This is a genomic window from Leptospira sanjuanensis, from assembly GCF_022267325.1.
Classification (GTDB): Bacteria; Spirochaetota; Leptospiria; order Leptospirales; family Leptospiraceae; genus Leptospira; species Leptospira sanjuanensis.
In genome coordinates this window covers 2,968,886-2,989,552 of sequence record NZ_JAIZBG010000001.1, presented here as the reverse complement: position 1 = coordinate 2,989,552, position 20,667 = coordinate 2,968,886, and the positions used below count along the sequence as shown (strand labels likewise).

18 protein-coding genes are annotated in these 20,667 nt (G+C 46.6%); 12 read left to right on the top strand and 6 right to left on the bottom strand.

Annotated features, from left to right (window positions below):
* Positions 1–35: 35 nt before the first annotated feature.
* On the top strand, positions 36–464 hold the full coding sequence (locus LFX25_RS13455) for a hypothetical protein (protein ID WP_118956294.1): 429 nt from the start codon (positions 36–38) through the stop codon (positions 462–464).
* 95 nt (positions 465–559) lie between these two features.
* A complete protein-coding gene (locus LFX25_RS13450; protein WP_238730694.1) occupies positions 560–1,543 on the top strand; it encodes a UDP-3-O-acyl-N-acetylglucosamine deacetylase in 984 nt (327 codons plus the stop codon).
* 144 nt (positions 1,544–1,687) lie between these two features.
* Here LFX25_RS13450 and fabG read toward each other — a convergent pair whose 3' ends face one another.
* Together fabG and LFX25_RS13440 are read right to left on the bottom strand one after the other, a co-directional pair.
* Complete coding sequence (gene fabG / locus LFX25_RS13445) at positions 1,688–2,437, bottom strand: 3-oxoacyl-ACP reductase FabG (protein WP_238730693.1); 750 nt, start codon at positions 2,435–2,437, stop codon at positions 1,688–1,690.
* 53 nt (positions 2,438–2,490) lie between these two features.
* Positions 2,491–2,919 carry a MarR family winged helix-turn-helix transcriptional regulator gene (locus LFX25_RS13440; RefSeq protein ID WP_238730692.1) on the bottom strand — a complete coding sequence of 143 codons (429 nt, stop codon included), beginning with the start codon at positions 2,917–2,919 and terminating at the stop codon, positions 2,491–2,493.
* Positions 2,920–3,180: 261 nt separating this feature from the next.
* On the opposite strand from LFX25_RS13440, the gene LFX25_RS13435 reads away from it, so the two are divergent.
* A complete protein-coding gene (locus LFX25_RS13435) occupies positions 3,181–4,881 on the top strand; it encodes an alpha-glucosidase (RefSeq protein ID WP_238730691.1) in 1,701 nt (566 codons plus the stop codon).
* 57 nt (positions 4,882–4,938) lie between these two features.
* Here LFX25_RS13435 and LFX25_RS13430 read toward each other — a convergent pair whose 3' ends face one another.
* Positions 4,939–5,733, bottom strand: coding sequence for a dienelactone hydrolase family protein (locus LFX25_RS13430; RefSeq protein WP_238730690.1), 795 nt, complete (start codon positions 5,731–5,733; stop codon positions 4,939–4,941).
* Positions 5,734–5,928: 195 nt separating this feature from the next.
* Here LFX25_RS13430 and LFX25_RS13425 point away from each other — a divergent pair, with 195 nt between their 5' ends.
* Entirely contained in the window at positions 5,929–7,842 is a 1,914-nt protein-coding gene (locus tag LFX25_RS13425; protein ID WP_238730689.1) for a 7TM diverse intracellular signaling domain-containing protein, read from the top strand.
* Here LFX25_RS13425 and LFX25_RS13420 read toward each other — a convergent pair.
* Complete coding sequence (locus LFX25_RS13420; protein WP_238730688.1) at positions 7,830–8,777, bottom strand: helix-turn-helix transcriptional regulator; 948 nt, start codon at positions 8,775–8,777, stop codon at positions 7,830–7,832. The two genes, LFX25_RS13425 and LFX25_RS13420, sit on opposite strands and share 13 nt — an antisense overlap.
* 145 nt (positions 8,778–8,922) lie before the next feature.
* Here LFX25_RS13420 and LFX25_RS13415 point away from each other — a divergent pair, with 145 nt between their 5' ends.
* From LFX25_RS13415 to LFX25_RS13405, 3 genes are all read left to right on the top strand, one after another.
* Positions 8,923–9,804 carry an SDR family oxidoreductase gene (locus LFX25_RS13415; protein ID WP_238730687.1) on the top strand — a complete coding sequence of 294 codons (882 nt, stop codon included), beginning with the start codon at positions 8,923–8,925 and terminating at the stop codon, positions 9,802–9,804.
* Positions 9,801–9,986 (top strand): hypothetical protein, encoded by a 186-nt coding sequence (locus LFX25_RS13410; protein WP_238730686.1) that lies wholly within the window; start codon positions 9,801–9,803, stop codon positions 9,984–9,986. Before LFX25_RS13415 ends, LFX25_RS13410 begins: the two co-directional genes overlap by 4 nt.
* Positions 9,987–10,079: 93 nt before the next feature.
* The gene (locus LFX25_RS13405; protein WP_238730685.1) at positions 10,080–10,472 is read left to right on the top strand and encodes a hypothetical protein; all 393 of its coding nucleotides are present in this window, start codon (positions 10,080–10,082) and stop codon (positions 10,470–10,472) included.
* Between the two features lie 235 nt (positions 10,473–10,707).
* Here LFX25_RS13405 and yqeK read toward each other — a convergent pair whose 3' ends face one another.
* Positions 10,708–11,298 (bottom strand): bis(5'-nucleosyl)-tetraphosphatase (symmetrical) YqeK, encoded by a 591-nt coding sequence (gene yqeK, locus LFX25_RS13400; RefSeq protein WP_238730684.1) that lies wholly within the window; start codon positions 11,296–11,298, stop codon positions 10,708–10,710.
* Positions 11,299–11,364: 66 nt separating this feature from the next.
* Entirely contained in the window at positions 11,365–12,393 is a 1,029-nt protein-coding gene (locus tag LFX25_RS13395) for a DUF3089 domain-containing protein (RefSeq protein ID WP_238730683.1), read from the bottom strand.
* Between the two features lie 162 nt (positions 12,394–12,555).
* On the opposite strand from LFX25_RS13395, the gene LFX25_RS13390 reads away from it, so the two are divergent.
* From LFX25_RS13390 to ileS, 5 genes are all read left to right on the top strand, one after another.
* A complete protein-coding gene (locus LFX25_RS13390; RefSeq protein WP_238730682.1) occupies positions 12,556–13,035 on the top strand; it encodes a flavin reductase family protein in 480 nt (159 codons plus the stop codon).
* 402 nt (positions 13,036–13,437) lie between these two features.
* Positions 13,438–14,715 (top strand): hypothetical protein, encoded by a 1,278-nt coding sequence (locus tag LFX25_RS13385; RefSeq protein WP_238730681.1) that lies wholly within the window; start codon positions 13,438–13,440, stop codon positions 14,713–14,715.
* Positions 14,716–14,920: 205 nt separating this feature from the next.
* Positions 14,921–17,158: a phosphoribosylformylglycinamidine synthase subunit PurL gene (gene purL, locus LFX25_RS13380; RefSeq protein WP_238730680.1), complete on the top strand. Its 2,238-nt coding sequence runs from the start codon at positions 14,921–14,923 to the stop codon at positions 17,156–17,158.
* A 13-nt stretch (positions 17,159–17,171) separates the two neighbouring features.
* Complete coding sequence (locus tag LFX25_RS13375; RefSeq protein WP_238730679.1) at positions 17,172–17,825, top strand: leucine-rich repeat domain-containing protein; 654 nt, start codon at positions 17,172–17,174, stop codon at positions 17,823–17,825.
* Positions 17,826–17,832: 7 nt separating this feature from the next.
* A complete protein-coding gene (gene ileS / locus LFX25_RS13370; RefSeq protein ID WP_238730678.1) occupies positions 17,833–20,577 on the top strand; it encodes an isoleucine--tRNA ligase in 2,745 nt (914 codons plus the stop codon).
* The last annotated feature ends 90 nt before the right edge of the window (positions 20,578–20,667 follow it).

Genomic DNA, 20,667 nt, shown 5'->3' with positions numbered 1-20,667 from the left:
ATTTTGAATCTAATTCAATTCAACAGGAGATACAAATGGTATCAGGAATTACACTCATCGTGCTCAGCATCCTTGCTGTGCCTTCCCTGCTTTTGGCAAAAAAACCGGACGCAAAAGAATTGCTTGCAAAGATTTCACCTTACCAAGGTTGGATCGGTCTGGTTTTCTGCTTCTGGGGAATCTACGGAATCGTATTCCAAGGACTTCTCGGTCTTGGATGGCTTCCAACTTGGCCGATTTACTGGGTGACTGCACTCGCGGGAAACATCGTTCAAGCGGTTCTCGGATTCATCCTCGGTTTCGGAACGATCTCCACTTACGTTCTTTCTAAAAACGAAGAAGCAAAGAAAAAAGGTGCCGAACTCTTAGCGAAATTGGCTCCGATCCAAGGTAAGTTGGGAATTTTTGGAATTGCAGTAGGGGTTTGGACTATCATCGCGTCCTTCCTTTTCTACGGAGTATAATTCCATTTTTCCGGGTGGGACTCTTCACCCGGAAACATTCCTTCCCGATTAAAGATTGCATTCTTATCAAAAAACGACTTCCTTTGTCGTTTAGAATGCAGGTTCTCACAGATCTCCGAAAAATTTCAGAACTCAAAAAAAGCCGATTTGCAAATCCGTTTCGGTTTCCCGAACATTTTCAAGACTCGAGATTGTCCGTCGATCGAAACGCTTCTTACACGATTCAAAAGCCCTTCGTTATAAACGGAATTTCGACGCTGGAAAACAAACCGACCCGAATTACCGTAAAACCTTCCGAAGGCACTTATTCCCGCTTTACTCATTCCGGAAAAAGTTACGAGCTGAATCCGTCTTTTTGTATAAAAGGAAATCATAATATACAACTCGGCGACGTGAAAATCATCGAACATCCGATCGCATTTCAATCCGCGTTCGGATTGTACTTGGATTTCGAATTGGAAGAATCCAGTTTTCCCACGTTCGATCATTGCAACCAGGTTTATTGGGACGGGGTTCTGGAGAATTTGCAAAAGATCGGAGACGTTCCGAAGATCACCGTAACCAAACCGTTCGTCACCCTTTGGGACAAAGGATATTGTATTTTAGAACCCGACGACGGAAGCGGAACCTTGTTTCTGGATCATCAGGTAAGTTATCCGGGAAATACGGTCGGCGACTCGAGAATTCAAACGGAAATGACTCCCGAAATTTTCGCGTATATCGCTTCCGCAAGAACCACCGCGTTTCGCTCCGGAGCGGAAGCGGAGAAGTTCTATCAAATCGGACTCGCTGGCGGTTTAAAGGATTATCCGTTCACGCTTGAAAACGTAATTTTGTTAAACGAAGAAAAGATCTTCAACCCGCGGGAAAAGTTCGTCCACGAAGGAAGGAATTACGAATTTATGGCGCACGAGCTGATCGATATTCTTGCTTGGATCCGTTTCGTGGAAGAGGAATACAAAGGAAGATGGATCGGAAAGATGACCACGTTCTTATTCGATCATCACAAACAGATCGACATCGCCCGGTTCGTTTGCGATCGAAAGAGATTCTCCGAGATCGGAATTTCCGTTCTTTGACCTCGGAAGATGTAGTTTGGAATTTCGTTCTTTTGATTCTTCCTTTGCGGGGAGGCGATCGCAGTTTGATTTTCGGCCGCGGCCGCTCTTCGAATTGGAAAAGCGGCTTCTATCGTTCCTTTTGATTTTAGATCGGTCTTTCGTTTAGAAGCCGATCATCATTCCCCCGTCCACACGAAGTGTCGCTCCCGTAATCCAATCCGCTTCCTCCGATGCAAAAAAGTGAATCGCGGAGGAAACGGCTTCTTCCGGATTCCGATCGATCTTTAGGGGAATCGTATCGAGAATCTTTTCCCGCGCTTCTTTCGGAACGTTTGCGGCAAAGTCGTTGTCGATAAAACCGGAAGCGACGCAGTTGACCGTGACGTTCCGGGAGGCGAGTTCCCTCGCGGAGGATTTCGTCAGAGTCATGAGGCCCGCTTTCGCGGACGAATAATTCGCTTGTCCTCCGTTACCGTAAAACCCGGACACCGAACCGATGTTTATGATTCTTCCATATTCCTGTTTTATCATATACTTTGCCGCGGCCTGTGTTCCGAAAAAAGCGCCTCTGAGATTTACGTCGAAGACTTCGTTCCATTTTTCCTCGCTCATCCGCAAAAGAAGATCGTCCTTTATGATGCCGGCGTTGTTGATCCAAACGTCCAATCTTCCCGTCGTTTGAAACGCAAATTCGGCGAGTTCCTTGACTTGGGCTTTGTCGCGCACGTCGCAGAGTTTTCCGAAAACCTTTCCTTTGCCGATCTGCAAAAGTTCGTGAACGGTTTTTTCCACTTGGATCGGGTCCAAGTCGGAGACGATTACGGTCGCTTCTTTGTTTAAAAAATTCTTTGCCGTGACTTTTCCGATTCCGCGCGCGGAACCGGTGATTACGATCGTTCTATTCCGAAACATACATTCCTCCATTTATTTCGATGTCGAAATAATTTGCAAAAATCGAAACAATTTCACTTTTCAAAATTCGAATGAATTCTTTCCAAAAGACGGATAAAGGTTTCCTTTTCTTCAGGGAGAAGACCTTTGTAGAGTTTTTGAGTCGTCGTTTGCGAAGCGCGTAACACGGCTTCCCGAGTCGATCTTCCCTTGGCCGTCAACACGGCCGTAAAAACCCGTTCGTCGTCGGCGGATTGAATTCGTTTCACGTATTTCAATTCCTCCATCTTGTCCAATAAGGCCGTGACCGTGGAGTTGGTCCGGTCCAACGTCGATGCGAGTTCGCTCATCGTCATTTCTCCCGCGGCTCCAAGAGCGTAAAGAACCCCTCCGTGTGCGGGAACGAGATCCTTGATTCCTTCCTTTTCGAATTCTTTCGTTAGGAATTTTTGGATTCTGTCTCTGGTTCTCGAAAGAAGATGGATTGCGAATTCTTGCTTCATTTATTTCGATGTCGAAATAAATGAAGTTTTCGTCAATCTAAAAATTTTTCATTCTTCCGAAAAAAGCGTTTCTGGTTCCGTTAGAAATTCTCCCTATAGCGTCTCTCTTGTTAAGAGACAGAAGGTCTAATTATCGGGATTTCCGAGAAATATTACGATTGAACGTTCTGATGTTCGCGCGTTTACGTTCGACGATCGTCCGTAATACCGTTTGACAACCTTCATTCTAATATTTTTGATTCCATTAAAGCCCGAAGATCTATGACCGCTAAGAAAAAAACTTTCAAAAAGAAATCATCCGATCAACTCGATAAGTGGTGGCAAAAGACCACGATCTATCAGATTTACCCCCGCTCTTTTGCGGACACCAACGGAGATGGAATCGGAGACATTCCGGGAATTATCTCCAAGTTGGATTATCTTCGCGATCTGGGTTTTGAAACGATCTGGGTTTCTCCGATGTATAAAAGTCCGCAGATGGATCACGGGTACGACGTTAGCGACTATTACTCGATGGCTCCCGAATACGGAACCGTTCAGGATGCGGAAAAGCTAATAAAGGAAGTTCACAAGCGGGGAATGAAGATCGTGTTCGATATGGTGATGAATCATACTTCCGATGAACACGATTGGTTTAAGGAATCCCGTTCAAGCCGCGACAATCCGAAACGGGATTGGTATATCTGGAGGGACGGAAAAGGGAAGAATAAACCGCCGAACAACTGGAGCTCGTTCGTCACTCCCAAGGCTTGGAACTACGATAAGAAAACGGATCAATGGTATCTCGCGAGCTTTTTGGATTTTCAACCCGACCTGAATTACTACAATCCTCAAGTCAAAAAGGCGATGTTCGACGTTCTACGTTTTTGGCTGAAGAAGGGCGTGGACGGCTTTCGTCTCGATATCTTTCACGCGATCTATAAAGACAGGCATTTTCGGGACAATCCGTTTCGGTTTAAATACATCGTTTCGGAAAACGATCACGACGGTTATTTTCAAAGCCGCGTTTATACGGTAAATCATCCGAATAACTTCGAATTTGCGAAAGAACTCCGTGCCGTTTTGGAAGAATTCAACGGGGATCGTTTTTCGGTCGGAGAGGTCGCGGGCGACGATCATATCATCAAACGATACTTAGGTGAAAAGAGGGACGGTCTCAACCTCATCTTTATGTTCGAAACGCTTCTATTGAAATTTAAGACGACTTTTTTCAAAGGTATCATCAAAAAAATGGAAGAGGTTTATCCGTATCCGTACATTCCGACCTACGTTTTCGGGAATCACGATCAAAGACGCTACATGCGCAAGATCAACAACAACCTCGAAAAAGGAAAGCTTGTCGCTTTGTTTCAGTTTACCGCCAGAGGTGTTCCCGTTACTTATTACGGGGAAGAGATCGGAATGACGAACGAAACGATCAAACTTACGGAGGCGCAGGATCCACTCGCGAGAATCTATCGCTGGTTGGGAGATACTCTTTCCGAATTTTTAGGTTTGGCGGATATCATCATTCGGGACCGCGCCCGCTCCCCGATGCAGTGGGACGATTCACCAAACGCCGGCTTTACGACGAAAAAGGCAAAACCTTGGATTCGCGTTCACGGAAATTACAAGGAACGGAATGTTTTAGTCGAATCGGAGGACAGGGATTCCCTTTTGAATACGTACAAAGGAATTCTTCATTTAAGAAATAAAAGCGACGCGCTGCGGGAAGGAAGACTGACCTTGATCGAGGAGAACGTTCCCAAAGACATGCTCGTGTATCTCCGGGAATTCGGCGCCGAACGAAAGCTGATCGTTTTTAATTTCGGTAAAAAGCCGAGATTCTTTTCCAATCCGACCGATTGCAGAAAGTATTTCTTTTCCACGACCCCGTTTGACCACAACGAATTCGATCAATTCAAGATTCCGGGTTGTTCGGGGATCGTATTAGGAAACGAGTATATTCGGAAAAAGCAATGAACTCCTTGTAAGAGGACGGCCATTGGGGCTCGTCCTCGGGGAAGCGGTGGTTCGGCGTTAGTCTCTGGATTTTCGGAAGGTTTCCGCAAAGAAGGTCAATAACTCGTTCCAAGAACGTTTGTCCGCCTTTGCGTTGTAAGCCGCTCCTTTTGAATTGTCGTTGCCCGCGTCCTTGATCGTGAACGAATGGACCGCTCCTCCGTAGGAAACGAATTGCCAGTCGATCTTTGCGTTTCGCATCTCTTCCTGAAACGCTTCCACTTCCTCTTTTTTGACGAACGGATCGTCCGCTCCGTGTAGAGCCAGTATTTTTCCTTTAATATTCTTTGCGTCGTCCGGATTCGGCGTCGCAAGTCCTCCGTGAAAACTGACCGTTCCCGAAACCGGCGCCCCGCTTCTCGCGAGTTCCAAAGCGACCGTTCCTCCGAAACAGTAGCCGATGGCCGCGATGTTTTGAACGTCGACTTCCGGCTGAGCTTTCAGAGTTTCAAAAGCCGCGAGAATTCTCGCGCGCATGAGTTTACGATCTTGTTTATAAGAATTCGCTAATTTAGCCGCTTCTTCCATTCCCTTCGGTTTCACGCCCTTTCCGTAGATGTCCACCGCGAGAGCCACGTATCCAAGTCCTGCGAGTTTATCCGCGCGCATCTTCGAATTCTCGCCGATTCCCATCCAATCGTGAACTACCAACACGCCGGGAACTTTCTTTTTCGCGTCGAGATCGGGATACGCGATGTATCCTTCCAAGGTCGTTTCTCCTTCCTGGTAGACGATGTTTTTGGATGTAGTTTTTGCCGCGAGAGAAACGGAGAATAAATGAATGACCGCTAATAGAGCGAACGCTTTTTTCATGCTGAATACCTCGATTTTGGAATACAGTATTTTCGTAAAAATACAAGCCTTTCCCTTTGTTCCGAATAAATTACGGAAATTTAAAGCGAAATCGGATCGAAAACCGTAGGATATATCTTGAAATTTTTTTCCGTCGAACGAGGATACGTTCTTTTCCGTCGCTGCCGTCTTCGATCGGCGGATATAAGGCAAGATATGAAGCAGAAATTTCCGTTCTTATTCGCGTTGGGAATTCTTTTTTTTTCGATTTTCTTCGTTCGTTGTCCCAATCCGATTTCCACAAAACTTGCACCTCACGCGGAGAAAGGCGTTTTGGATTTGCGAGAATGGAATTTCGATACGGACGGAATCGTTAAATTGGACGGCGAATGGTCCTTTGTCTGGAAGGAGCTAAGTCTTTCCAAACCGGAATCGAAGTCGACCGATTCGAAATCGTACTTCGTATCCGTTCCGGATAACTGGAACTCGTATTCGGAGATTCCGGATACGAATTCCTTATCGGTCTACGGATACGGCACTTTCACTTTGAAAGTTTTGTTAAGCGAAGATCAAAATCCTCTTTCGATCCGATTTCAGGATGTCGGCACTGCGGGGGCGCTTTGGGTGGACGGCGTAAAGCTGATTCGAAGCGGGGTCGTCGGAACGGACGAAAACACGTCCAGACCTCAGTATCTTCCACGTTATGCGGAGTTTAAGCCGGGCGGAAAGGAAATTCTGATTCAAGTGGAAGTGTCGAACTTTCATCACTTTAAGGGCGGAATTTGGGAAACGATCCGACTCGGAAGTAAAAAAGATATTTCCGGTTACAGAGAGGACCGATGGACCACCGAAATGTTCCTGTTCGGAAGCATTGCGATCATGGCCCTTTATCATTTCGGTTTATTTTCTTTGAGAAGAAAAGACAAATCGAGTTTATACTTCGGACTTTTTTGTTTCGTAATCGTGATCCGTTTGCTGATGACAGGTGAACGATTCATTCTTCAAAAGTTTCCGGAGATTCCCTGGGAGTTGGGAAGCAAGGTGGAATATCTTTCCTTTTATCTGGCTTGGCCGATCTTTCAGAAATATATGGATACGATTTTTCCGGAAGACATGAGTCCGATCGTTTGGAAGATCAGCGCGGCCGTAGTCGGCGTATTTTCGCTCGTAATTCTTTTCTTTCCGACCAAGATTTTCGCGCTCACTCTCATTCCTTATCAACTCGTTCTTCTGGTTTATACGCTGCTTTTTTTCTTTTGGCTCGGAAGATTCATCTATCGAAAGAGGGACGGAGCGATCATAGCGAGTTTGGGAGCGCTCGCATTGATTGCGGCCGCCGTCAACGACATTCTTCAGAGTCAAACGATGGTCAGCACGGGATATTATCTTCCTCTCGGATTGTTCACGTTTATCTTTGCGCAATCCTACATGCTTTCTCTGAAGTTTTCCGCGGCCTTCGTATCGATCGAGAATCTTTCTGCCGACTTGAAGGCGACGAACCGGTCCTATAGCCGTTTTGTTCCTTTGGAATTTCTGAATTTTTTAGGAAAAAAGAATATTACGGAAATTGAATTAGGTGATCAAACGCAAAGGGAGATGACGATTCTTTTTTCGGACATCCGTTCCTTTACGGAACTTTCCGAAAAAATGACTCCGAAGGATAACTTCGATTTCTTGAATTCGTATATGGGAAGAATGGGGCCCATCATCCGCAAACACGGCGGTTTTGTGGATAAATATCTCGGAGACGGGATCATGGCGCTTTTTCCGGATTCGCCGGACAACGCTCTCGAAGCCGCGCTCGAAATGAAGCAGGAATTGGATCGTCACAATCAGAGCCGATTGGAAAGAAATTACGAACCCATTCGAATCGGAATCGGAATACATACGGGAGTTTTGATGTTGGGTACGATCGGAGAAGCGGAACGAATGGACGGAACGGTGATTTCGGACGCGGTCAATCTCGCCTCCCGGATCGAAGGCCTTACGAAAAAATACGGAGTCGACATTCTTCTTTCGGACGATAGTTTCCGTAAGATTAGAAATCGTGTTAAATACGCCTTTAAGGAATTGGGAAAAGTCTCCGTGAAAGGTAAGGAAAATTTGGTGGGCGTGTATCAGGTCGAATAAGCCATCGACAATTTTTCGGCTTGGGAAAGAATTTCCTTTTTGAGTTCTTTCGGTTCGATCAGAATCGCGGAATCTCCCAGGCCGAGGATATGATGAAGCGCGAGTTCCTTGGTTTCGAGATCGGCCTTCACTTCGATCCAATCCTTGTTTATAGTTGAATATTCTAATATTCTACCGTACGAAATCATTCTGAAAAATTCGAATCGATCCGTTCGTACTTTGAGCCGGATCGGGTAGGTGGGAAGTTTGGAAAAGAAGTTGCGTGTGCTTTCCTGCCAGTATTTTTCGAGATCGAATTTTTTCGGTCGTTCGAAGGAATCCCCGAGTTTCGCTTCCAAAATTCTGGAAATGCGGAACGTCCTGAATTCTTTTCCGTATTTTGCGGCGAGATACCAGGTTTTTCCTTTTGCCACAAGTCCCAAAGGAAGAATGATTCTCTTTTTGGATTCCTCGTCCGATCGATACCGGAGAATCACTTTCTTTTCCTGCCAGACCGCTTCTTGAATCAAAGGCAAAAACGGAAACTCTTCTTCGGCGCAGCCCCAGCCCGCACCGTCGATGTGAATTCTTTGTCGAACCATCTCCGCTTCCTTTTGATACGCGGGGGGAAGCGAAGCCATGAATTTCATGAAGGCGGAGTCAAAATCTTTTTTCTTCCCGAGATCCGAAGCGATGCGTGTGGAGCTCGTCAAAATCATCGAAAAGATTTCTTCCTTTTTCATTCCGGTCAGATTGGTTCTATATCCTTCGGACAATTCCCAACCGCCTTTGGAACCGCGTTCCGCAAAAACGGGAACGCCCGAGGCGCTCAACGCTTCCATGTCCCTGTGTATCGTTCTTTCCGAAACTTCCAATTTTTTCGCTAAGTCACGGGATGAAATTCTCCCTTTGGCTTGGAGTTGGAGAAGAATGGAGAGCAATCGGTCGGCGCGCATATTTCAATCTTATTCCGGATACATGACAACAAATGACATATATAATTCTTCGGATCGTAACCGAAACCGATTTTTTTCGGATGGAAAAAAGATCCTTCGGAATATATGACAGAGTTTGTCAAATTGCCCGTGTTAAGATAGGCTCATGAAACCGAAAAGTTTGGAAGGCAAGGTCGCGCTTGTCGCCGGAGCCACAAGAGGCGCGGGTCGCGGAATCGCGATCGCATTGGGAGAAGCGGGTGCGACCGTTTACGTCACGGGTCGAAGCGTTCGAGGAAATCGTTCCGAGATGAATCGAAAGGAAACGATCGAAGAAACAGCGGAGCAAATCAACGGCTCGGGAGGAAAGGCGATCTGGGTGCGCACGGATCATACGAAACCCGAGGAAGTAAAATCACTGATCGAAAAAATCGATCGGGAACAAGGGAAGCTCGACATTCTTATCAACGACGTTTGGGGCGGCGATCCTTACATTCAATGGGAGAAAAAATTTTGGGAACATTCTCTGGAGAACGGTCTAAAGGTGCAACGGACTTGTATAGATTCCCATCTGATCACCAATTATTTCGCGGCTCCTCTGATGATTCGAAACGCTTCCGGTCTCGTGGTCGAGATCACGGACGGAACGGATTATCGGTATCGAGGGAACGTATATTATACTTTGGTTAAGTCTTCCGTAATCAATCTTGCTCGTTCCCTTTCGGAGGAATTAAAGCCGCACGGAATCGCCGTCGTCGCGATCACTCCCGGTTTTTTGAGATCGGAGGCGATGCTCGATTATTTCGGGGTCGGAGAATCGAATTGGAGGGACGCCGTTCTAAAAGAGCCGCATTTTATCGCTTCGGAAACTCCCGCTTACATCGGCCGAGCGGTCGCGTGTTTGGCCGCGGACGAGAACGTGTTTTCCAAAACGGGAACGGCTACGAGCTCTTGGCGACTTTCGGATGAATACGATTTCGAGGACAAGGACGGCACAAGACCGCACTGGGGCAGATATTTTAAGGAGAAATTCGGAGAAGATATATGAAAACTAAATTGTTAAGCGAACTCGACTCGAACGAAATGCAGGTGAGCATCGGAACGCTCAGTATGATTTCCAGACTGCTGTTCCCTTCTTCTTTGCTCAGCGCTTACAAAGCGGATCAGGAAATCGTTCCTCAGGACGGGGAAAACGGCGATTTGGAATTGAAAAAACCGGTGAATTTTTAATTCGATCGGTTTTCTTTTTCAAATTCGAGATTGAAGACTTTTATTACGGACGATACGGTGCCGTAATTCTTACGCATATATAGGAGATCCACGGTGAAACAATATTTAATTCGAATTTTTGCATACGGTTTTTTAGTTTGGCTGATCCCGTTTATGGTCGCGATTCCGTTCCATACGCCCGACGGACAGCTACTGACCGATATTTTTTTGTTTAAGTCGGTGATGATCCTCGTGGGAAATCTCACGGGTTGTATTTTGATCGCCGCTCTTGCTTTGAAAATTACGGGAAAGAAATTTTCGATTCTTTTGACGACCGGTTTGATATGGCTTGCGATCAACTGGGGTCTTGATTTCCTGATTCTGATTCCTATGTCGAAGATGAGTGTGAGCGATTATTTCATTAAAATCGGTCTCGGTTATTTGACGATGGTGATCATTCCGTCTGCGGTCGGTTACGTCGCGGATCGATCGACAAACGTGAATTAGACGAATCATAACCGATTATCGTTCGGAAGCGCTTGCGTAAAACGGATTGTTAAAGAGCGGTAAGGTATAAAATTTGAAGTCGAATTTCATAATTACAAGCGAAGGTTTCAATGATTCGAATATTCTTTCGCGAGTTTACGTTGAAATTATTACAATCGAAGAACGATCGTACGAGAACCCTGCGGAAAAATCCCGAACTACCGATCGTTTTCGAAAAATGCGCTCAAAAATTCCACTACGAACATTTGGAAACGGCGAGGTTATAGGTGAATACGGTTCTCGGATGAATCGTTTTTTGAGAGGCGATCAAATCCTCCATAGTATTCTTCGCCTTACACAAGACGCCCAAATATAAATTTTTCCGGGCTTGTTCTCTCCAATCGGGATAGAGGGGATTTTTTTCCGCATAATCCGAGCCTAAAAAGTCGGCGGCGTACAAGATTAGATCGAGAGGGCCGGGAGTTTCCGCTCCCAAAGTATGATTGCGCACGGCGGATAAAACTCCTTCGTGTTTGAGATCGTATTGCGATTTGAGATAGATGGAAGCGGAATAGGCGTGCCAAGCTGCGGAAGGAAGTTTTTCCAATTCTTCCTGTCCTACCTCCTTAAACAACGTTAGATGAAACTCTGGGGTCTTCTGTTTCGTAATGTCGTGAACGATTCCCGCCAGATACGCAAGTTCGGCTTCATCCTTGGAATGGATGAGTGCGAGTTCTTTCGCTATTTCCGCGACACGCAACGAATGTTCCCATCTCGTAACGGTAATTTCCGTGGGAACGATCTTTTTAAATTCCTGGGTTCTCGCTTCCAGTTCTCGGGAAGTCATCGGATTCTCCTTTTGCGATCTAACTTTCGGGAAAGATCGGAAATGTCCAGAGAGTTTCGATCGAGTTCAATTCTTCTTTTCCTCCAGAAACGTTTGGATTCGTTTTGAAACGTTGTCTCGAATGCTCTGATAAAAAATTCCGTAGTCGAAGATATGATAGTTTTCACCGATCCATCTTGAAAAACCGGGCGCATTCGGTTTAGAAATTCGTAAAATTCCTTTTAAACACCGAGTGCTACAAAGTTGACGTTCGATCGTTTTAAATTCCGCGTTGACTCCTCCCGGATGTTGGGCCGCTTCGACGAGAACTTCGTCTTCTTTCCAACTGATCGGATTGATGCAGACGGTTTCCACTTTCGGATCGTGCGGAAGTTTCGGAATTTCCGCTTTTTCGCCGAAGGTTCTCCAACTGACAAAACAACCGGTCTGCGAGGAGGTTTTGCAAGTCGGTATGGTTCGATACGAATCGATCGGAACGGCGCCTCCGATCAAATAGGCGGCCACGAATTTTTGCGAAAGGGCGTTGCCGTCGATTCTATCCTTTAAAAGCCGGATCGCGTGGTGCGTACCTTGGCTGTGAGACGCGATGATGAAGGGTCTTCCTCCGTTCCATTGTTTCAGATAATAATCGAAGGATGTGAGAATATCTTGATATGCTAATTCTAAAGAACGTTTTCCGTTGTCCGGATCGAGAAAGGAATACAAGGTGGCCTGTCTGTATCGGGGTGCGTAGATCTTTGCGCAGCAATTGAATACGCTCGCCTGTTTTTGAATCGTTCCCTCGTCCGTTCTTCGATTGACTCTTTCATTCCCTAATTTCGCGTTCCATTCTCTTCCGTAGAACGTAGTGGGGTGGACGAAGAAGACGTCGACAAGAGCCGTGCTCTGTTCGTTCTTGAGGTCCGATTCGGACGGAACGCGATCCGCGTCGTCGTCCGTTTGCGGAAGCGCAGCCCACGAAGAAAGAAGAGAATAGTCCGGTTTTTCCGGAGGATCGTATTCTTCAAAATTTCCCGAAGGTCGTATCAACCAAAGACAGGAAAGGAACAAAGGCATACATAGAATTGCGGAAGATCTGCGTAGAATTCGATTCATAACGTTCCCTTTGAGTATCCTTGTTCAATCGAAAAAGTCAATTGCTTTGTGTCGTTCGGCTCATTGGAGTCGAAAGACTTAAGGTAGGCTTGAAGGTTATTCGATCGATCCGAGTCGTTTCGATCGGTTGACATCGGGGCTTCGGATTTTAAGATCGGCTTCATGAAAATCACGGACGAAGTTTTTAAGAATGCGCTTTCTCATTTCCCGTCGGGCGTAACGGTCATAACGTATTCTCATCTCGGCAAACACGGCGGTTTGACCGTTAGCAGTTTTAGTTCCCTTTCCTTAAGTCCTCCTTTGATTCTTTTTTGTCTTCAGAAGAATATTTCAAGCCACGATCCGATCCGCAGTTCGGGAAAATTCGTCGTGAACATTCTTGCACAAGGTCAAGATTCCCTTTCCAATCAGTTCGCTTCGGGAAAGACGGATAAACACACTCTGATTGAAGAACTCGATTGCAAAACGGGAGAATTATCCTTACCGATTTTACCGGGAACGCTTTCTCATATCGAATGCGAAGTGGATCAATTCGTCGACGGAGGGGATCATTCGATCGTAATCGGCAGGGTGATTTCGGCCGGATCGGACGACGATCGTCGCCCTTTGTTGTATTATAGAAGAAACTATTATTCGATCTGAACGTAGAGTCTCGCTTCTCTGATAACTTAACGCTTAGCGAGGAAAGACGTTTCACCTTTTAAGAAAAAATTTCTTTCCTTGTTAAGCGAATCTACTTGAAATTAAATTCCTCATTTTTGTTTTCCTGTCCATTTTTATAGATTTGACTTTCTTTTTTTCTTATCGATTTGTTCGATTCTAAGCCGCAAAGCCGCTTGGTGATTTTATTTTTTCAAAAAATAGTTTTGTGTTCGTTAAACGAAATACCTACGTTTTTACATGAAATATGCTCCTGCTGTTATCAATTAATTATTGAATTCATGTTATAACGTGGGGGCGTATTGCTGAGAAAATTCTCTTTCCACGCTGTCTGCTTCTATGCGTTTGTTCGATCGGCATGAATCGAACAAACAAGGAGACAACATGATTCGTATTCTGTTGGCAATTTTGCTAATCAGCATAACCGTAAATTGTAAAAAAGATGAGGAACAACAAAATCCTCTGATGAATCTTTTAGTTACGACAGCGATCGTGAATGGAATTAACTCGAGTAACGGCTTTTCGAAAGCGGCTTGCGGTTTTTCCTCGATCGATCTTTCCGAAGGAAGCTATACGGCAAACCCGGGTTCTTCTGGTTCGACGACGAGTACGTTGGGACTTACGGCGGCCGGAAAGATCAGACACAACTCCTGGTATCAATGGGGTTTTCAGGAATTTCTAATGGATGCGAGCGGAACTTATACGGTTACGTCTAACGTGATCGGGAATCTTACCGCGGTTAACGGCGATGTCTTTCTTTGGAAAAACCGTTGTCCTCTTACGGAAGGGGCGACTATCGCATCGGTAAACGGAGGCAACGGGGACCAGGGTTCGGATGAGATCACTTTCGAAGCGGGACAAAACGATACCGTTTGGGTCGGATTCTTAAAAAGCGGAATGGGGAATTATACGGCTAACCACGCTTATACGGTAGGTTCCGTAAATTCTTGTTCCACACAAACAGACGGAACCTTGAGTTTGGGAGTTTCGACCGATGTTCTTACGATGAACTCGGGAGATCCGACCCGTCACTATCGATTCGTCGCTCCGAGTGATGGAAGTTATCGTTTTGCCGTGGATCTGGTCGATCTGACGAGTCAAGTGGACATCGCAATTTCGGTGAATCGATGCCCCGCAGTGAATGATACTTCTTACTTTTCCCCTTCGTCGGGAGGAAATGACGATCGGAATTTTACCAGAAAGCTGAGTGCGGGAGACGTGGTTTATTTTTCCTACTCGGACGTGACCGGAAACAACAACCGGTTTACGCTTCAAGTCTCTCAGGCAAACACGATCAGCAGCATTCAGAAGATGACTTCCGGTTTTGTATGCCCTTCCTTCAATGCGGAATCGATCAACGTAAATCAGGCTAAGGTTAAGAATGGTTCCTGCAACTCGACGAACAACATTTGCACTCAGTATTTTCAGTTCACCGCTCCGTCCACCAAGTCGTATTCGATTCAGTTGAACGCGCAAACGGCGGACTCCGATTTAGCGGCGTGGATTGGAACCTGTCCGGGAATCAATATCGGAAAGAATTATAAAACCGCTGAAGCCGTTGGCAACGATACGATTACGGAAACGATCGAACAGGGGAAAACCGTTACCGTAGGTGTGACCCCTCAATCCACAAATTTTGCGTACACTTTGACCGTTCAGTAATCTGAATTTTCTCGCCGTTTTCCTTTTGGGAAAACGGTGTTTCGGGTGGTTGTGGGAACTCCTGCGGATCGAATGTCTTTTCGGAAAATTGCGGGAACTCTTACCAACCCCAATATCAACGGCGCGAACACCGTAGAACTCCCATACAAAATTTCCGGGAATATTTGATTTTCAGAGGGCGACTTGGAAAAAATACTGACAATCGATGGAAAAAGACGCCGTCTCCTTACAAGACGCCCTGGAACACGGGCTAACAGCAGAAGAATTTCAAAAGATCCAGGAAATCCTGGGTGGTAGAATCCCGAACTCGACCGAACTCGGAATTTTCTCCGCGATGTGGTCGGAACATTGTTCTTATAAAAACTCGATTCTCAAGTTAAAAACATTACCCACGTCCTCCGACAAGCTGCTCGCAAAAGCGGGAGAAGAAAACGCGGGTGCGATGGACATCGGCGACGGACTGGCTGTCGTATTCAAAATCGAAAGTCACAATCACCCGACCGCCGTCGAACCGTATCAAGGCGCGGCGACCGGTGTCGGTGGAATTATGAGAGATATCTTTACGATGGGCGCTCGTCCGATCGTATCTCTTAACTCGCTTCGTTTCGGAAATCCGGACGAACCGCGAAACAAATATCTTCTTTCCCGCGCTGTAAAAGGAATCGGCGATTACGGCAACTCGCTCGGGATTGCGGTTTCCGGCGGAGAACTTTTTATCGACGAGTGTTTTTCTAAAAACCCTCTCGTGAACGCAATGACCGTCGGAATTGTTCGTCACGATCAGATGGCGAGCGCGACAACCGGCGGACAAATCGGCAACGCGGTTTATATCGTCGGAGCTACGACGGGAAGAGACGGAATTCACGGAGCTTCCTTCGCTTCGAAAGATCTTTCTAAAGAATCCGAATCCAAACGTTCGGCGGTTCAGGTAGGCGACCCGTTCATGGAAAAGCTTCTGATGGAAGCAAGTCTCGAAGCGATTCAAAAAGGATTGTTAGTCGGAATTCAGGACATGGGCGCTGCGGGAATTTCCTGCGCGACTTCTGAGATGAGCGCAAAGGGAAAGACCGGAATGAAGATCAACCTAGATCTCGTTCCGTTCCGTGAAACGGGAATGAACGCGTATGAAGCGATGCTTTCCGAATCGCAAGAAAGGATGCTCGTCGTGCCGAAACGAGGAAAAGAATCCGAACTCGTGGCTATATTCGAAAAATGGAATCTAAACGCGGTAAAAATCGGAGAAGTCACCGGAGACGGGATGATCGAGATTCATATGGGTGGTAAGCTCAAAGCGAAGATCCCCGCCGAATCACTCGTGTTAGGCGGAGGAGCCCCTCGTTACGAACGGGAAACCAAACGTCCCGCCTATCTCGATGCGGTAAAAACTTGGAAGCCGGACGGAATCGCGGACGTAACTCCGAACAACACAAACGAAACTCTTCTTAAGATTCTTTCCTCTTGGAACGTATGTTCCCGGAAGCCGATCACGGAACAATACGACAGCGAGGTCGGTTTAGTGAAATTGATCGGACCCGGATTGGACGGAGGACTTTCTTCCATTCCCGATACGAACAAGGCGCTTGCTACGGCGACCGACTGTAATTCCAGATATACCTATCTCGATCCGTATAAGGGAGCCGAGTTCGCGGTCTGTGAAGCGGCGCGTAACGTCTACGTGACCGGTGCGACTCCGTACGGAGTGACGAACAATTTGAATTTCGCAAATCCTTATATTCCGGAAAACTATTATATGTTTTCGGAATGTATTCGCGGGATGGGCGACGCATGCCGTTTTCTCGAACTTCCTGTAACCGGAGGGAACGTATCGTTTTACAACGAATCTCCCGAAGGTCCGATCTTCCCGACTCCTACGATCGGCATGGTGGGAATTCTTCAGGATAAAAAGAAACTTCTATCCAACTTTCCTAAAGCTGCGGGAATTTCGCTCGCCGTCCTCGGAAATTTCCGTCCTTCTCTGGGCGGAAGCGAATACCTGAAAAAGATTCACGGTCAGGTGAACGGAAACATTCCCGAACTCGACATCCGAGAAGAATTAGAACTTTGTAAACTGATTCTTTCTCTGAACGAAAAAGGAATGCTGAAATCCGCAAAAGATCTTTCTCTCGGGGGAATCTCGATCGCGCTTTCCAAAACCGTACTTTTTTCCGGGTTTGGCGTCGAAGCGGACCTAACGGCCTTCAAACAGAATCGTCTGGACTTGACCTTATTCGGCGAATCTTCCACTGCCGTATTGATCGGGTTCGAACCCTCGGCAAAAGAAGAAATCCGGAAACAAACCGAAGCGAAGGGACTCAAGTTTTATCCCGTGGGAAAAACGACCTCAAACGGAACCTTGGAAATCAAAGACGCGGGCGTGAAGCTGAGTTTGTCCGCGTTGAGCGAGCCTTATGAAACGGGATTGGAACACGTCTTTGCTTTATAAAGGAAACGAAAAAATGAATTCTCCCTTTAGAAATAAACTCATCGCGATCTGGTCTCTGATACTTGTATCGCTCCTTGCTACCGCTTGCAAGAAGAACGCGGCGGAAATTTTAGAAGAGGCAAAAGCAAAACCGGAATCTGTGCAGATCTTGGATTTGGGAATGCAGAAGTTGTCCGCCATCCCCGAAGGAGTCTGTGCGTATCCGAATCTGACGCGCCTTGATCTTCGGCTGAACAGCTTAACGACTCTTCCCGATTTCATCGGCGATTGCACAAAGCTCGAACAACTGAACGTTTTTGGAAATGATCTGAGCGGTTTCCCTTCCTCTTTTTCTAAATTAAAGAATTTGAAAGTGCTGCTCGCGGGGAGTAATGATCTGACGATTCTTCCTTCGGAGCTTTTGTTCCTTCCTTTGATCAAAACGCTTTATGTGGATCAAAATAAACTCACCCTGACGGAAACCGACGTTGAAATTCTCGCTTCGCTTTCCGTCTTGGAGGAATTGGATCTCAACCTGAATTCCAAAATTACGGCCCTGCCTTCCAATTATCAAAAACTCAAAAGTTTAACCCGTTTAAAAAGATTGAATATTAAGAAAACATCATTGAAAGGGGAGGACGCCGAAAAACTCCAGGCGATCCTTCCGAACACTAAAATCGATTATTGATACGACTATGAGCGAAACCCAAAAAGAAAACCCTTATTCCTCCACAGTTCTTCTCCCGAAGACCGATTTCCCGATGAAGGCCGATCTCGCCAAACGCGAACCGGCGCAGATCAAGTCCTGGAAAGAAGGTCAGATTTTCCGGAAAATGAAGGAACAAAGAAAAGGAAAAAAGGAGTTCGTTTTGCACGACGGTCCGCCGTATGCGAACGGGAATTTCCACCTGGGGCATTCGCTTAACAAAATCGTTAAAGACACGATCGTTAAATCGAAGGCTCTCGCGGGTTTTTACGCGGACATGATTCCGGGATGGGATTGTCACGGACTTCCGATCGAGGTTCAGGTCTTAAAAAATCTCGGCAAAAAAGCTCGCGAAACCGGACCCGAGGAACTCAGAAAACTTTGTAGAGATTATGCGGAAGAATTCGTGGGAAAACAGGGAGAGGATTTAAGCCGTTTTCTTTGTTTTTGGGAAGAGGGAAAAATCTACAAAACGATGTCTCCCGATTTCGAGGCGCGAATCGTGGAAGTGTTCGGGGAACTTTTTCAAAAGGGTTACGTTTACCGCGGCAAAAAACCCGTATATTGGTCGATCGATCTCGCTACCGCACACGCCGAAGCGGAAATCGAGTATTATCCTCACGTTTCCCCTTCGATCTACGTGAAGTTTCCCGTTATCGGAGCGGCGAACCGTTTTTGTCTGATCTGGACGACGACTCCGTGGACGCTTCCGGCCAACCTTGCGATCTGCTTTAACAAGAAAATTGAATATTCCATTTTTAAAACGGAGTCGGGCGACGAACTCATTCTCGCTGACGGTCTCGCTGAAAGCGTAACCAACGCGACCGGTGTGTCGCTTAACAAAATAAAGGCGATCACATCGGACGAACTCGCCGCTCTTAAATTCCAACATCCGTTCATCGATCGCGTATCGATTCCTCTTTTCGGGGAACACGTGACGCTGGAAGCCGGAACGGGTTGCGTTCACACCGCTCCGGGGCATGGACAAGACGACTATAAGGTCGGCTTAGCGGCGGGGTTGGAACCGTATTCGCCCGTGGACGACTACGGAAAATATACGGACGAATTTCCTTTGATGCAAGGAAAGAAAGTCTTCGACGCAAATCCTGAAATCGTCCAGCTCCTCAGAGATAAGGGTCTGCTTTTGCATTACAGCGAGTTCGAACATTCGTATCCGCATAGCTGGAGAAGTAAAAAACCTCTGATCTTCCGCGCGACTCCGCAGTGGTTCTTTAAGATGGATTTCAACGAACTGCGCGAAAAAACTTTGACCGCGATCGACGGGGTGCAGTGGATTCCTTCTTGGGGAATCACTAGAATCCGTTCGATGGTGGAAGCAAGACCGGATTGGTGTTTATCCCGCCAGCGAAACTGGGGAGTTCCGATTCCAGCGTTCACTTGCGAGTCTTGCGGACAAACTCATATCGACGACGCGTCGATTCAATTTTTCACGAAAATGGTCCGCGAGAAAGGAATCGAAATCTGGTATTCCGAACAGGCAAAGGATCTTCTTCCCCCCGGAACCAAATGCGGAAAGTGCGGAAGCGATTCGTTTAAAAAAGGAAACGATATTCTGGATGTCTGGTTCGACTCCGGTGTTTCCAGCTTTGCCGTGTTAGGCGAGCGCGACGGCCAACCACCCGCGGACTTATATTTCGAAGGTTCGGATCAGCACAGGGGATGGTTTCAGTCCTCTCTTTGGCCTTCGATGGCTCTTCGAGGAATTCCTCCTTACAAAGCCGTATTAACGCACGGTTACGTTTTGGACGAGAAGGGACATCCCATGTCCAAATCTCTCGGAAACGGAATCGATCCGACGACGGATATCATCCAAGTTTACGGAGCGGATATTCTCCGTTTGTGGGTCAGCTCTTTGGATTTCCGAGACGATATCAAGGTAGGAAAGGAATCCTTAAAGATCGTATCCGAACAATACCGCAAGATTCGGAACACGTTCCGTTATCTTCTCGGAAATTTGGACGGACATACGTCCGATCAAAATCTTCCGTACGAGGAACTGGAAGAAATCGATCGATTCTATCTTTCCAAACTCGCTCAGTTTGTGGAAGAGGCGATCGCAAGTTACGATACGTATCAGTTCCATCAGATTTATCAAAAGCTGATTCTCTTTTGCACCGTGACTTTGTCCCAGGATTATTTCGATATGATCCGGGATCGTATGTATTGCGACGCGAGGAATTCCAAAACGAGAAGATCCTCCGCGACCGCGTTGCAGCATATTCTGGAAACCTTATGCGTTTTGACGGCGCCGATCTTAAGTTTTACCGCCGAAGAGGTGTGGGCTTCCAACGGGAAAAAGGAATCCGTATTCCTGCAAACCTTTCCCGACTTGAAGTCTTGGAAGAATCAAACCCTCGAAGATAAGTTCGAGTCCGCGCTTTCCGCGAGAGAAGCCGTTCAAAAAGCTCTGGAGATCGCGAGACAGGAAGGCAAGCTCGGAAAATCACTCGAGGCCGGTTTGGAAATCGTTTCCAAAAACGGAACCGACATCGGAAAACTTCTCCCGAAGGAAACCTTGGAGCTTCTTTTTGTCGTTTCGCAAGTTCATGAGAAGAATCCGGGAATGGAAATTCTTTCCGCACACGAGAACGAAAAATTCTCCGTGAAGGTTTTAAAACCTTCGCAAGGCGAATGTCCTCGTTGCTGGAGACATACGGAAGACATTTCGAAAGAAGGGGATCTCTGCGGTCGTTGTAAGACTGTTGTAGGCTGAGTTTGTCGGTTCGTCGGAAGACCGATTTCACAATAAAATTTGAAAAGGTGGGGGAAGGCTCCCCCTCGCTACAAACGCGTTCGCGTTTTT